Source organism: Telluria aromaticivorans (assembly GCF_013003915.1).
In the GTDB taxonomy this organism is placed as follows: Bacteria; Pseudomonadota; Gammaproteobacteria; order Burkholderiales; family Burkholderiaceae_D; genus Telluria; species Telluria aromaticivorans.
Window position 1 is genome coordinate 588,936 of sequence record NZ_JABAIV010000001.1, and the last position, 13,912, is coordinate 602,847.

Below are 13,912 nucleotides of genomic sequence, written 5' to 3' on the forward strand. Positions count from 1 at the left end.
GGGATGACCGCCCCGCCCCCTTCCGCACCGCTTCCCGAAGCAGTCACCGCCGATTCCGCCGAACGACCGCGTCCCCGTTCGCTGGGCGACCTGTTCGTCTCGTTCACGCTGCTGGCCCTGCAGGGTTTCGGCGGCGTGCTGCCGGTCGTGCAACGCGAGATCGTCGAGCGCAAGCGCTGGCTGACGCACGAGGAATTCATCGAGGACTGGGCGGTGGCGCAGATCATGCCCGGGCCAAACGTGGTCAACCTGGCCATGATGATTGGCGCGCGCTGGTTCGGGCTGGCTGGCGCCCTGACCGCGATCGCCGGCATGATCGCGCTGCCGCTGGTCGTGGTCCTGCTGCTCGCGGCCGTGCATGCGCGCTATGCCGACAAGCTGGCGGTGGCGGGGGCGCTGCGCGGCATGGCGGCGGTTTCGGCGGGCATGATCGCCGCCATGGGGCTCAAACTTTCTGGTGCGCTGGTGAAGAACCCGGTGCCACTGCCCTGGTGCATCGCGATTGGCGCCGCCGGGTTCGTGCTGCTGGCCTGGCTGCGGGCGCCGCTGGCCTGGGTACTGCCGGCGCTGGGCGGGCTCGGCTGCGTGCTGGCCTGGCGCGGGCTGCGGGCATGAGCGGGGCGATCGGCTCACAGCTTGCGCCCCAACTGGTGCTCGGCTGGAGCGACTGGCTGGGCCTGTTCGTGCACTACATGATGCTGTCGCTGATGTCGCTCGGCGGCGCGATCTCGACCACGTCCGAGATGCACCGCTACCTGGTCGAGGACAAGGGCTGGCTGAGCCAGGCGCAGTTCAGCGATTCGATCGCCCTGGCCCAGGCAGCACCCGGTCCCAACGTGCTGTTCGTCGCACTGATGGGCTGGCATGTAGGCCTGAACACCGGCAGCCTGCCTGCGGCCTTCGCGGGCGTGGCCGTGACCATGTTCGGCATCATGCTGCCCTCCACCATCTTTACTTACCAGGTCTCGCAGTGGGGACACCGCAACCGCGAGCTGCGCGCGGTGCGCGCCTTCAAGCAGGGCATGGCCCCGCTGGTCATCGCGATGCTGCTGGCGACCAGCTGGCTGCTCGCGACCGCCGGCCCCGACCGCAGCAGCTGGCCGTTGTGGGCATTGGCGGCCGTGAGTTGCCTGGTGATCTGGCGCACCCGCCTGCACCTGCTGTGGATGCTCGCGGCCGGCGCCCTGCTCGGCGCACTCGGATTCGTCTGACTGGCAAGCGCGGACGCCCAAGGGCATACTTGCGGTATCACCCATTCCAGACGACCCCATGCTCAAGCTCCTCAACGAACACGCCTGCTTCGGCGGCCTCCAGCGCTTCTACTCGTTCGACTCCGCGGCCATCGGCCTGCCGATGCGCTTCTCGGTCTACCTGCCGCCCGGCGCCGAGGGAGAGCAGCTACCGGTGCTCTTCTATCTCGCCGGCCTGACCTGCACCGAAGAGACCTTCATGACCAAGGCCGGCGCCCAGCGCGTGGCGGCGGAAGAAGGCCTGATCCTGGTGGCCCCCGACACCAGCCCGCGCGGCGCCGGCATGCCGGGCGAGACCGACAGCTGGGACTTCGGTGCCGGCGCCGGCTTCTATGTCGATGCGACCCAGGAGCCATGGTCGCGCCACTACCGCATGTACAGCCACATCCTGGAATTGCGCGAACTGGTGCTGGCGAACCTGCCGGCGGACCCGGCGCGGGTCGGCATCTTCGGCCACTCGATGGGCGGGCACGGCGCCTTGGCGATGGCGCTGCGCAATCCCGCTCTGTTCCGCTCGGTCTCGGCGTTTGCGCCGATCGCCGCGCCGATGCGCTGCCCCTGGGGCAAGAAGGCTTTTGGCGGCTATCTCGGCGCCGACGAGGCGGCGTGGCGCGCCTACGATGCGACCGAGCTGATGGCCGCCATGCCGACGGCGCCTTTCCCGGGCGGCATCCTTATCGACCAGGGGCTGGCGGACAAGTTCCTGGCCGAGCAGCTCTATCCGGAGGCCTTCGAAGAAGCCTGCGCCCGTGCCGGACAGCCGCTCGAGCTGCGCCGCCATGCGGGTTACGACCACGGCTATTACTTCATCTCGACCTTCATCGAGGACCACCTGCGCTTCCACCGCCGCCAGCTCGGCTGAGCGCGGCTGTCCTGTCCTGGCCGGTCCTGCCGGCCGCGGCTTCCCTCGCGCCTGGCGCGCCCCCGTCGACCGGCCCGGCCTGGGCGGCCCCGCCTGCGCGGCCCCTCCTACGCGCCTCGGCCCGCTTGAAAACGGCTTGCCCCTGCCCTATAAATAAATTGCCGGCAGCGCCCGGCAATCCCATCAATATCCATCCATGGAGGCCATCATGAATCTCATCAGGAGAGGCAACCCTGCGCTCCAGGCCTACCGTCCGAACGCGCTGGAGGACGGCTTCGGGCGCATGGTCGAGAGCATGTTCCAGGACTTTTTTGCGCCGCTGGCAGCCGGCCAGCAATGGGGCAGCGACGGCGCCCTGGCACCCCGCCTTGACGTCAAGGAAACCGAGAAGTCCTTTGAAATCCAGGCTGAACTGCCGGGCGTGGAGAAGGAGGATGTCAAGGTCTCGGTCGACGGCCAGCGCATCACGATCGAGGCGGAATGCCGCAAGGCAAACGAACGCCGCGAGGGCGAAACCGTGGTGTATGCTGAACGCACCGCATCGAAGTTCATGCGCAGCTTTACCCTGCCCACCGAGGTCGACGACACCACGGCGCAGGCACGGCTCGAGAACGGCGTACTGCAGCTGAGCCTGCCGAAAAAGCAGGGGACTGAAGCACGCCGCCTGACCATCCAGTAAGCGACTGGCCGCTGAGCAGGCGCTCGCCGGAGGTGCATGGTCCGCGTCGCGGCGCCCTGCCGCGGCGCGCTGCGATCACGCTCCGGTCACGCTGCGCTTAAGTAGATGTATCGTCCCGTTCGCTGCACCATGTTTGAAACCGAAGGCTATAAAGACCGCATCCATGCCGGCAAGCAGCTGGCGCGCAAGCTGCGCCACCTTGCCGGGCAAGGCGACCCCATCGTGCTGGGCCTGCCGCGCGGCGGCGTCCCGGTCGCTTTCGAAGTCGCCCAGGCGCTTGGTGCCGAACTCGACGTCCTGCTGGTGCGCAAGCTGGGCATGCCCCACCACGAGGAATACGCGATGGGCGCGATTGGCAGCGGCGGGGTGCGCGTGCTGCAGGCCGGCGTGCCCGGGCTGATGGGCGTCACGCAGGAACAGGTCGACCGCGTCACCGAGCGCGAACTGGCCGAACTCGCCCGGCGCGAGCAGCGCTACCGCGGCGCCCGGCCCCTGCCACGGCTGGATGGGCGCTGCGTGATCCTGGTCGATGACGGCATTGCGACCGGGGCCAGCATGCTGGCGGCGGTGCAGGTAGTACGCAAGCACCAGGTCGCGCGCCTGGTCGTGGCGGCGCCGGTAGGCGCGCCCGACACGGTAGCGCGGCTCGAACAGGAGGCAGACGAAGTGGTCTGCCCGCTGGCCCCGCCCCGCTTTCATGCGGTGGGCCAGTATTACCGAAGCTTCGGGCAGACCGAAGACGAGGAAGTGCAGGACTTGCTGGCGCTGGCATGGGCACGTCCCGCACGAAGCGGGCCAGGCCACGGTAGCCAGGATGACGACAACCAGAACAATAGAAAGGAGCAGACATGAAACCTATCCCAACCGAGACCTCGACCGATGTCGGCAACGTGGGCAAATGGCTGGGCGCAGCCGCAGCGGGCGCCCTTCTGATGTACGTGCTCGACCCCGAGCGCGGCCGCGCACGCCGGGCGCGCGCGGTGTCCGTGGTGCGCGACGCGGGCGCCCGTACCGGTGCGACGGTCGACCATGCCCTCCATAACGCCGGCGAACGGCTCGTCGGCCTCAAGGACAGCGCGGCCAGTGCACTGGCGCGCGGCGCCGACCGCCTGCAGGCCGAGGCGGCTCCGCTGCTGGAACGTGCGCAGCACAGCGCGCACGAGGCCGGCAAGCGCCTCGAACACGAAGCAGACCGCGCCCGGGACAGGTTCAACTCCAGCCGCGAACTGGCGTCCGCAGGACACAATACCTACGAAGCGGACCGCCACTATGCCGACCGCAAGCAGGCCGAGCGCAAGCAGTCCGAACGCACATACCGCGACCGCGAGTTGCGCGAAAACCGCGCGCAGAGCAGCAAGGCGCACCATGAGCGCGGCGGCCTGTCGCAAATGCTGCAAGGCATGCTCGACAGCCTGGGCGGCGCGCATGGCTCGAATTCGGCCCTGCTGGGCGGCGGGATGGTCGGACTCCTCGGGCTGGTGCGGCGCAAGCCGGCCGCGCTGCTGGTCGGCCTGGCCGGCGTATACCTGCTCACGCGCGGCGCCGGCACCCAGACCTACAAGGTGGCCCCCTCGGTGCGCAGCCAGGCTGCCACCGACGAAGGCGAATCGGCGCCCTTCGTCCCGGCCAGCACCGAGCAGGGCAAGCACTACCTGCATTGAGATGGCCAGGGTCGACATCGCAAGCGCTACCGACCACGATACGGCCGCGATCCGGGCCGCCGCGCATCCGCTCAGCGGCGCGGCGTCCGACTACGACCCGCTGCTCGATTTCGTCGGCGACGCGCGCTTCGTGCTGCTGGGCGAAGCCACCCACGGCACGGCCGAGTTCTACGACGAGCGCGCGCGCATCACCCGGCGCCTGATCGAAGAAAAAGGCTTCACGGCCGTCGCGGTCGAAGCCGACTGGCCGGACGCCTGGCGCGTCAACCGCTATGTGCGCGCCGAAGGCCAGGATGCCGACGGGCGGGCGGCGCTGTCGGGCTTCGAACGCTTCCCGGCCTGGATGTGGCGGAACACCTCCGTACTGGATTTCGTCGAGTGGTTGCGCCGGCGCAACGACACGACGAGCTCCACGAAGGCCGGGTTCTACGGGCTCGACCTGTACAGCCTGTTCACCTCGATCCAGGAAGTGCTGCGCTACCTCGAGGGAGTCGACCCGGTGGCCGCGCAGGAGACCCGGCGCCGCTACGCCTGCTTCGACCAGTACGGCGAAGACAGCCAGCGATATGGCTATGCGGCCGCGGTGGGCCTGTCGGAATCCTGCCACCAGGGTGTGCAGGCCACGCTGCACGAACTGCAGCAGCGCGCCTTCGACTACATGCAGGCCGACGGCGCCAATGCCGAAGACGCCTATTTCTACGCCCAGCAGAATGCGCGGCTGGTAAAGAACGCCGAAGAGTATTACCGCACCATGTTCAAGGGACGCATCTCGTCCTGGAACCTGCGCGACAGCCACATGGCCGAAACCCTCGATGCGCTGGCGCGCCACCTCTCGCGCGACGGCAAGCCCGCCAGGATCGTGGTGTGGGAGCACAACTCGCATATCGGCGATGCGCGCGCGACGGAAATCGGGCGCCAGGGCGAATTCAATGTCGGCGAACTGGCACGCAAGGCCTATGGCAACGACGCCTGCCTGATCGGCTTCACGACCTACGACGGACGCGTGACCGCGGCCTCGGAATGGGACGGCCCGGCCCTGCACAAGCATGTGCGCCCCGGCATGCCGGGCAGTGTCGAGCACCTGCTGCACGGCGTTGGCATGGAACGCTTCTTCCTGCCGCTGCGCGAACCGGGCGCCGCGCGCGACGTGCTGATGGAAGAACGGCTGGAGCGGGCAATCGGCGTGCTTTACCTGCCGCGTAGCGAGCGCCAGAGCCATTACTTCATGGCGCAACTGGCGCGCCAGTTCGATGCCGTGATCCACATCGACCGCACCCATGCGGTCACGCCGCTGGACGCCACCAGCGGCTGGCATTCGGGAGAGCCGCCCGAGACCTACCCGCAAGGCTTGTGAAGCGTAGCCAGGCCCGCAAGAGCCGCCCGCTACCCGTAGGGTGGGCAAGTTCCTTGCCCACGCGTTCAACCAGCAATGGAATAGTCGCGCGGGCAGCGTTACTCAGGATTGAACGCGTGGGTAGGTAATTTCGGGCAATGCCCGGAATTACGCCCACCCTACGGGTTCACGACGGTGCGTACGGCACGGGTCGATGCCCCTTCACCCCTCGAAAAACGCATACCCATCCCGTCCCTTCCCCTTGGCCGCATACAGCGCGCTGTCCGCCGCCGCCAGCAGCTGCTCCTGGGTCTGGCGCAGCTGCGACAGCGCGACGCCGACGCTGGTCGAGGCTTGCACCAGGCCGGCGCTGGTGCGGAACGGCAGGCGCATGCCCTCCACGATCTTGGCCGCTGTGTGTTCGGCTTCCGCGCGGGTGCCGATTTCTTCCAGGATGACCACGAATTCGTCGCCCGACAGGCGTGCCGCGGTGTCGGTGGCGCGGACCCCGGCGCTCAGGCGCCGCGCGAATTCCTTCAATACCTCGTCGCCCACGCCATGGCCATGGGTGTCGTTGATCTTCTTGAAGTAATCGATGTCGAGATAGGCCAGTGCCAGCGCCTTGCCGCTGCGGCGGGCGCGGTCAAGCGCGTGGTGCAGCGCTTCGCCGAACATGCGGCGGTTGGCGATGCCGGTCAGGGGGTCGACCCGGGCAAGCTGCAGCAGCTGCTCCTCGACCTCCTTCACGTGGGTCATGTCGTGCACCAGCGAATAGATGCCGGCCACGCTGCCGTCGGGCTGCAGGTCGGGGATATAGGTGGCCTGCAGGATGCGTGGCTCGCCGCGCAGCGGGATGCGGATTTCGTGGGTCACGGGGCGGCCGGCAAATGCCTGGTCGAGCTGGGGGTGGATTTCAGCGGCGACTTCCTCGCCCAGCAGCTGCGCCACATGCATCCCGTCCATCTGGGCAGGCTCCACGCCGAACCATTTTTCAAAGGTGGCGTTGCCGAAGCGGAAGCGCTGCTCGCGATCGATATAGGAAATCAGCACCGGCAGGTTGTCGGCAATCAGCCGCAGCCGCTTTTCGCTGGCGGCGCGGCCGCTCTCGGCGCGCTCGCGCTCGGCCATCAGCGCGTGGAAGGCCCGGCCCAGCTCCCCGATCTCGTCCTTGCGGCCATCGCGCAGCACGCCGATGTCGGTGCCGTCGTCGCGGATCGACACCACGCTGTCGCGCAGCACCTGCAGCGGCGCCAGCAGCTGGAACACCAGCACCCAGGCCAGCAGCCCGGCCGCCAGCGCCAGACCGCCGGCGCTGAAGAAGGCGCTGCGGCGCATGGCGATCATGGGCGCGAACGCCTCGCCGACCGGATAGCGTGCAGCCAGGATCCAGCCCGTCGAGCGCAGGCGCTTGTAGGCATAGATCGCATCCACGCCATCCTTGCCGCGCGTCTCCAGCCAGCCTTCGAAACCGTCCAGCGCGCGCTCGGTGCCGCGGTTCACACCCGGCGCGCTGCCGACATGCTGGAACAGGCGCGTCTCGTCCGGATGGTCGATGATCACGCCGTCGGCGGTCATCAGGAACAGATAGCCGGTCTTGCCCGGCTTGAGGGTGCCGATCTGGCGCAGGAAGCCGGAGCGGCGCAGGTCGACGCTGGCCGTGACCACGGCCACCACCTTGCCGGCTGTGTCGATGACGGGCGCACTGAAGATCACGCTGTGTTCGCCGGTCAGCCGGCTGCGGACCGGGCGCGAGATCATGCTCTTGCGCGTGGCCAGCACCTGCTCGAAATAGTCGGTGCCGCGCACATTCAGGACGGTCTGCCCGGGCAGCGGCCGTGCCGACAGGCGCATGTCGCCGCTGGCATCGAACACGACGATATTCAGGTAATCGTCGGCGCCCCACAGCCGCAGCTGCTCGTTGACATACGGGTGCAATGCGGCCCAATCGGTACGCATGCGGGGCGGGATACCCGCCGCCAGCGCCTCGGCCTGCTTCAGCCGCTCACCCATGCGGTCGTCCATGAAGGAAGCGGCGCCCGCCAGCAGCGTGTATTGCTGGTCGCCGATCACTACCTTCATGCCGCGCTCGGCCACCGACAAGGTCGACAGGGTCGCCAAGAGGGTGGCGGCAAACACCAGCACCGCAGCCACGCAGGCAAGGCGCAGTTTGAGGTTGGCGGACGACAGGCGCGAACCAGTGGGCACGATAGTGGGTAACTGATCGGGAGATGACAAAGTATTACATATTCCTTGCCGTCCCGTTACATGATTCCGCCCTGCAACTCAACAATGGCACACCCGCCTGTAGCTCTGCAGTAACGGCCCCTAAGTTGCGCCCAGGATGCTGCCAAAGTCACTGTTGATCCGTGGCATTTTCGATTAGCATGTCGGATTCCCCGCACCTATTGGAAACTGCCATGAGTACATACACGCTGCATATCAACGGCAAGACCCATGGGGTCGACGTCGAGCCGGACACCCCACTGCTGTGGGCGCTGCGCGACACGCTCGGCCTGGTCGGCACCAAATACGGCTGCGGCGTGGGCCAGTGCGGGGCCTGCACCGTCCACATCGACGGCGTGCCGGCACGCTCCTGCCTGATGCCGGTATCAAGCCTGGGCAAGGGAAAGATCACCACCATCGAGGGTTTGGACGCGAAAGCGCAGCACCCATTGCAGCAGGCGTGGCAGGAACTGGACGTGCCGCAGTGCGGCTACTGCCAGTCGGGCCAGATCATGAGCGCCTGCCACCTGCTCAAGCAGCACCCGAAACCGACCGACGCCCAGATCGACGAAGCGATGGCGGGCAACCTGTGTCGCTGCGCCACCTATACCCGCATCCGCGCCGGTATCCACCGCGCTGCCGAAATCACCGTCAACGCTCCCGCCAACGGAAAGGGCAGGAAATGAGCCGCAACATTCCTCTTTCTTCTTCGCGTCGCAACTTCCTGCGTACCAGCGCTGCCGGCAGCGCTTTCATGCTGGGCATGTCCGCGAATGGTGCGCTGGCCGCGCTCGCCAGCGCATCCAACCCGGCCAGCGCCGACTTTGTCCCGAATGCCTTCATCCGCATCGGCCGCGACGGCGGCGTGACCCTGGTCTCGAAGCAGCCGGAAATCGGCCAGGGCATCAAGACCTCGCTGCCGATGGTGATCGCGGAAGAACTCGAGGTCGAGTGGAAGAACGTGCGCATCGTGCAGGGCGACCTGGACACGGCCCTGTACGGGCCGCAAGGCGCCGGCGGCTCGACCTCGACCCCGACCAATTACGAGAACTTCCACCGTTTAGGGGCGACCGCGCGCACGATGCTGGTGCAGGCCGCCGCGAATATCTGGAAAGTGCCGGCAGCCGAGTGCAGCGCCAGCGCCGGCGCCGTCATCCATGGCCCGAGCAAGCGCCGGCTCGGCTACGGCTCGCTGGCGGAAACGGCGTCGAAGCTGCCGGTGCCCGACGCTGCGAACGTGGTGCTGAAAGACCCGTCCACCTTCACCCTGCTGGGCAAGCGCATCGGCGGCGTGGACAATGCCGCCATTATCAAAGGGCAGCCGCTGTTCGGCATCGACGTGCGACTGCCCGGCATGCTGTATGCGGTGTACGCCAAATGCCCGGTCTTCGGCGGCAAGCCGCTCAGCGCCAACCTCGATGCCATCAAGGCCATGCCGGGCGTGAAGGATGCCTTCATCGTCGAGGGCACGCCGAACCTGAACGGGCTGCGCCCGGGCGTGGCGATCGTCGCCACCTCGACCTGGGCCGCAATACGCGCGCGCCGCGCACTCGACGTCAAGTGGGATGAAGGTGAAGGCTCTGATCATAGCTGGGCCGGTTTCAGCGCCCAGGCCCTGGCGGCGTCGAAGAAGCCCGGCACTGCGGTGGTGCGCAAGGATGGCGACGTGCCGGGTGCGCTGGCTGGCGCGGCGAAGGTAGTGGAAGCGGCCTACAGCTACCCCTTCATCTCGCACGCCAGCATGGAGCCTCAGAACTGCACCGCCTGGTTCAAGCCGGAAGACGGCTCGCTGGAATTGTGGGCGCCGACCCAGAACCCGGGCTCCGGGCAGGCGCTGGTGACCACCACCTTCGGCATACCGAAAGAAAAGATCGTCCTGCACATCATTCGCAGCGGCGGCGGCTTCGGGCGCCGCCTGAGCTCGGACTTCATCGTCGAGGCCACCGCCATCGCGCGCAAGGTCGCGGCCCCGGTCAAGCTGACCTGGACCCGCGAGGACGACCTGCAGCACGACCACTTCCGCCCGGGCGGCTTCCACTTCCTGCGCGGCGGCGTCGATGCCGCGGGCAAGCCGGTGGCCTGGCATAACCATTTCGTCAGCTTCGCCAACCGCATCGAGCGCGAGGGCAAGAGCGTGCTGCAGCCGGGCAGCGGCGGTACGCTGTCGGCCGACGAATTCCCGGGCCGCTGGCTGGCCAACTGCCAGCTCGAGCAGACCAACCTGGAATGCCGCATCCCGATGGGACCATGGCGCGCTCCGGGCAGCTGCGTGTTCTCCTGGGTCTTCCACAGCTTCATCGACGAGCTGGCCCATGCGGCCGGCCGCGACCCGCTCGCCTTCCGCCTCGACCTGCTGGGCGACAAGGACCTGGTGCCGGCAACCATCGAGCGTGGCCTGGCCTATGACGTCAAGCGCATGCGCAACGTGCTGCAGGAAGTGGCGCAGCGCGCCGGCTGGGGCAAGAAGCGCTTACCGCGCGGCCAGGGCGCCGGCATCGCCTTCCACTTCAGCCACCGCGGCTATGTGGCCCAGGTGGCCGAAGTGACCGTCTCGCGCGACGGCAAGCTGAAGGTGGACCGGGTGGTGGTGGCGGCCGACGTCGGCGCCCAGATCGTCAACCTGTCGGGCGCCGAGAACCAGGTCGAGGGCTCGGTGATCGACGGGTTGTCGACATTGATGTTCCCGGCGCTGGATATCGAGGGTGGCCGCATCGTGCAGGGCAACTTCCACGATTACGGGCTGCTGCGCATGCCGGATGCGCCGACCAAAATCGAGACCCATTTCATCAAGACCGCGAATCCGGTGACCGGGTTGGGCGAGCCGGCCCTGCCGCCAGTGGCGCCAGCCGTGTGCAATGCGATTTTTGCCGCGACGGGCAAACGGGTGCGTCAGCTGCCGCTCAGCAAGACGGATTTGAGCTGGAGCTGATTGCCGGCTGAGATGTTGTCGAAACCCGTAGGGTGGGCAAGTTCCTTGCCCACGCGGTGATTGTTAGCAGCAAGGTCATCGAGCCCGAGATCGGAGCCGATAACAATCACCGCGTGGGCGGGAGACCCGCCCACCCTACGAAAACCTTTCAGTGGCGGTGTGCCGGATCGTTATCCTTCGCCCCGTGATAATCGAGGATCGACGCCGCATGCTCGAGCTGCTGGTCGGTCCCCGTAATCGTGATCACGCATTTGCCGATCTCCAGCCCCGGCGTATACACGTCCTTGTAGTCCGTCCCGCCCTTCACCTTCGGCGAATCGCCGACCGTGAAATTAGCCTCCGACGGCCCGGCCTCGTCGCCGGTATGGGTGATCTCGATGCCCTCGCGGTCGAAGCCGGCGTCCAGCAAGGCTTGCCGGGCGCGCTCGGCGTCTTCGAAGTTTTCGATTACCCGTACGATCTGCTTGTTCATGGCTGCTCCATCGATCCTGTTGCAGCCACGGTAGCAGAAACGCCGGCTAGACGGCGTCCGGGACCACGGCCGTGACCTCGATCTCCACCCGCGCCCGCTCTTCCATCAGCCCGGCTACCTGCACCGCGCTCATGGCCGGATAATTCCGTCCGATCACTTTGCGGTAGGCTGTGCCGAGCGCCGCGCCGGCATCGAGGTATTCGCGCCGGTCGAGCACATACCAGGTCATCCGCACGATGTGCTCGGGTCCGGCGCCAGCCTCGCGCAGCACGGTCACGATATTTTCCAGCGCCTGGCGCGCCTGGCCGACGAAGTCGTCGGTCTGGAAGCAGCCATCCGCATCCCAGCCGATCATGCCGCTCACGTAGACCTGGCGGCCGGTGGCCGCGACGCCGTTGGCATAGCCTTTCGGGCGCGGCCAGCCAGGGGGTTGCAGGATCTCCATCATTTACCCTCCCCGGCCGGGAGCCCGTATGCCAGCAGCTCGCGCGCGATGATCAAGAGCTGCACTTCACTCGCGCCCTCGTAAATGCGCAGCGCGCGGATCTCGCGGTAAAGCGTCTCGACGGTCTCGCCGCTGACCACGCCCTGGCCGCCGAACATCTGCACCGCCGCGTCGATCACCTGTTGCGCCGTTTCGGTCGCGGTCAGCTTGGCCATCGCCGCCTCTTTCGTCACGCGCTTGCCCCCGTCGCGCATCCACGCGGCCCGGTAGGTCAGCAGCGCCGCAGCGTCGATGCCGGTTGCCATCTGGGCCAGCTTCGCCTGTGTCAGCTGGAAGTCGGCCAGCGTCTTGCCGAACATCGCCCTTTCCTTCGCACGCTTGAGCGCTTCATCCAGCGCGCGGCGGGCAAACCCGAGGCTGGCCGCCGCCACCGAGGTGCGGAACACGTCCAGCGTGGCCATCGCTACCTTGAAGCCCTGCCCTTCTTCGCCGATGCGGTTGGCCAGCGGGACGCGGCAACCGTCGAAGCGCAGGCGAGCCAGCGGGTGCGGGGCGATCACCTCGATGCGCTCGGCGATGGACAAGCCGGGTGCTTCGGCTTCCACGATGAAAGCGGAGATGCCCTTCGAGCCCCGCCCTCCCTCGCCGCCGCCGTCCGCGGTACGGGCGAAGACCACGTAGAAATCGGCGATGCCACCGTTCGAGATCCAGGTCTTTTCGCCATCCAGCACATAGCTGTCGCCTTCCAGCCGCGCGGCGCATGCCATCGCGGCGACGTCTGAACCGGCCAGCGGCTCCGACAGCGCGAAGGCCGCAATCGCATCGCCGCTTGCAACGCGCGGCAGCCAGGCTTCTTGCTGGTCCTTCGACCCGAACAGCGAGATCGCCCCGCTGCCCAGCCCCTGCATGGCGAACGCAAAATCGGCCAGGCCGGCATGGCGCGCCAGCGTTTCCCGGATCAGGCAGATGGCGCGGGTGTCGATCGCACTGCCTGCGCCGCCAATCGCGTGGCGCAGCCAGCCGCCGCGCCCAAGCTGGGCCACCAGCGTGCGGCAGGCGGCATCGACATCGCGGTCGTGCCCATGCTTGACGTGCTCACCGGCCCAGGCGTCGAGTTCGAGCGCAAGCGCGCGGTGGCGCGGCTCAAAGAAAGGCCAGTCGAGGTAATCGCGGTCTGCCATTTTTCAGTCTCCCTCGAAGCCTGGTTGTTCCTTGGCCACGAAGGCGTGGTAGGCGCGGTGGAAGTCGTTGGTCGCCATGCAGATCGCCTGCGCCTGCGCCTCGGCCTCGATCGCCTCGTCCACGCCCATGTTCCACTCCTGCTGCAGCATCTTCTTGGTCATGCCGTGGGCGAAGGTCGGGCCGTTGGCAAGCTGCGCGGCGAAGGCCTGCGCCTCCATCAGCACCTCGCCCGGTTCGCACAGGCGGTTGAAGAAGCCCCAGCGCTCGGCCTCCTCGCCCTTCATTGCGCGTCCGGTATACAGCAGCTCGGCCGCCCTGCCCTGGCCGATCACGCGCGGCAGCAGCGCACAGGCGCCCATGTCGCAGCCGGCCAGGCCGACCCGGGTGAACAAAAACGCCGTCCGGCTGCGCGCGGTGCCGTAGCGGATGTCCGAGGACAGCGCCAGGATCGCACCGGCGCCGGCGCAGACGCCGTCCACGGCCGCCACGATCGGCTGCGGGCAGGCGCGCATGGCCTTGACCAGGTCGCCCGTCATGCGGGTAAAGGCGAGCAGGCCCGGCATGTCGAGTCTGGTGAGCGGCCCGATGATTTCGTGCACGTCGCCGCCGGAGCAGAAATTCTCGCCGGCCCCGGTGATGACCACCGCCTTGACGTCGTCGGCATGGCTCAACGCACGGAACAGGTCGCGCAGCTCGGCATAGGATTCGAAGGTGAGCGGGTTCTTGCGCTCAGGGCGACTCAATGTGATGGTCGCCACCTTGTCCTGCACGGCGTACTGGAAATGGGTCGATTGGTAATCGGTGAGGCTCGCGCGGCTGCCTGGCAGCCGGTGCGATTCACCCGGTAGGTAATGCATACGGTGTACTCCTGAAAAA

At 67.4% G+C, this 13,912-nt stretch carries 14 protein-coding genes; 9 read left to right on the forward strand and 5 right to left on the reverse strand.

Going from position 1 to position 13,912, the window contains the following annotated elements:
* The first annotated feature begins 3 nt into the window (after positions 1–3).
* The 7 genes from HGB41_RS02670 (at position 4) to HGB41_RS02700 (ending at position 5,806) form a co-directional block, all read left to right on the forward strand.
* On the forward strand, positions 4–615 hold the full coding sequence (locus tag HGB41_RS02670) for a chromate transporter (protein WP_171080817.1): 612 nt from the start codon (positions 4–6) through the stop codon (positions 613–615).
* Positions 612–1,211 carry a chromate transporter gene (locus HGB41_RS02675; protein WP_171080819.1) on the forward strand — a complete coding sequence of 200 codons (600 nt, stop codon included), beginning with the start codon at positions 612–614 and terminating at the stop codon, positions 1,209–1,211. Before HGB41_RS02670 ends, HGB41_RS02675 begins: the two co-directional genes overlap by 4 nt.
* Before the next feature lie 58 nt (positions 1,212–1,269).
* A complete protein-coding gene (fghA, locus tag HGB41_RS02680; protein ID WP_171080821.1) occupies positions 1,270–2,112 on the forward strand; it encodes an S-formylglutathione hydrolase in 843 nt (280 codons plus the stop codon).
* Between the two features lie 208 nt (positions 2,113–2,320).
* Entirely contained in the window at positions 2,321–2,791 is a 471-nt protein-coding gene (locus HGB41_RS02685) for an Hsp20/alpha crystallin family protein (RefSeq protein ID WP_171080823.1), read from the forward strand.
* A gap of 129 nt (positions 2,792–2,920) precedes the next feature.
* Positions 2,921–3,643, forward strand: a complete 723-nt coding sequence (locus HGB41_RS02690; protein WP_171080825.1) for a phosphoribosyltransferase — start codon at positions 2,921–2,923, stop codon at positions 3,641–3,643.
* Positions 3,640–4,452, forward strand: a complete 813-nt coding sequence (locus HGB41_RS02695) for a hypothetical protein (protein WP_171080827.1) — start codon at positions 3,640–3,642, stop codon at positions 4,450–4,452. Before HGB41_RS02690 ends, HGB41_RS02695 begins: the two co-directional genes overlap by 4 nt.
* Position 4,453: 1 nt before the next feature.
* The gene (locus tag HGB41_RS02700) at positions 4,454–5,806 is read left to right on the forward strand and encodes an erythromycin esterase family protein (protein WP_171080828.1); all 1,353 of its coding nucleotides are present in this window, start codon (positions 4,454–4,456) and stop codon (positions 5,804–5,806) included.
* Positions 5,807–6,007: 201 nt separating this feature from the next.
* On the opposite strand, the gene HGB41_RS02705 is transcribed toward HGB41_RS02700, so the two are convergent.
* Entirely contained in the window at positions 6,008–7,990 is a 1,983-nt protein-coding gene (locus tag HGB41_RS02705; RefSeq protein WP_371868427.1) for a diguanylate cyclase domain-containing protein, read from the reverse strand.
* A 212-nt stretch (positions 7,991–8,202) separates the two neighbouring features.
* On the opposite strand from HGB41_RS02705, the gene HGB41_RS02710 reads away from it, so the two are divergent.
* Positions 8,203–8,694: a (2Fe-2S)-binding protein gene (locus tag HGB41_RS02710; protein WP_171080830.1), complete on the forward strand. Its 492-nt coding sequence runs from the start codon at positions 8,203–8,205 to the stop codon at positions 8,692–8,694.
* The gene (locus HGB41_RS02715) at positions 8,691–10,937 is read left to right on the forward strand and encodes a xanthine dehydrogenase family protein molybdopterin-binding subunit (RefSeq protein ID WP_171080832.1); all 2,247 of its coding nucleotides are present in this window, start codon (positions 8,691–8,693) and stop codon (positions 10,935–10,937) included. Before HGB41_RS02710 ends, HGB41_RS02715 begins: the two co-directional genes overlap by 4 nt.
* 148 nt (positions 10,938–11,085) lie before the next feature.
* On the opposite strand, the gene HGB41_RS02720 is transcribed toward HGB41_RS02715, so the two are convergent.
* From HGB41_RS02720 to HGB41_RS02735, 4 genes are read right to left on the reverse strand one after another with little or no spacing between them, the layout of a single operon-like run.
* Positions 11,086–11,409 carry a hypothetical protein gene (locus tag HGB41_RS02720; RefSeq protein WP_171080834.1) on the reverse strand — a complete coding sequence of 108 codons (324 nt, stop codon included), beginning with the start codon at positions 11,407–11,409 and terminating at the stop codon, positions 11,086–11,088.
* Positions 11,410–11,455: 46 nt separating this feature from the next.
* Complete coding sequence (locus HGB41_RS02725) at positions 11,456–11,854, reverse strand: RidA family protein (RefSeq protein WP_171081915.1); 399 nt, start codon at positions 11,852–11,854, stop codon at positions 11,456–11,458.
* Entirely contained in the window at positions 11,854–13,035 is a 1,182-nt protein-coding gene (locus HGB41_RS02730; protein WP_171080836.1) for an acyl-CoA dehydrogenase family protein, read from the reverse strand. The genes HGB41_RS02725 and HGB41_RS02730 overlap by 1 nt, the downstream gene beginning before the upstream one ends.
* 3 nt (positions 13,036–13,038) lie before the next feature.
* On the reverse strand, positions 13,039–13,893 hold the full coding sequence (locus HGB41_RS02735; protein WP_171080838.1) for an enoyl-CoA hydratase family protein: 855 nt from the start codon (positions 13,891–13,893) through the stop codon (positions 13,039–13,041).
* Positions 13,894–13,912 lie beyond the last annotated feature (19 nt).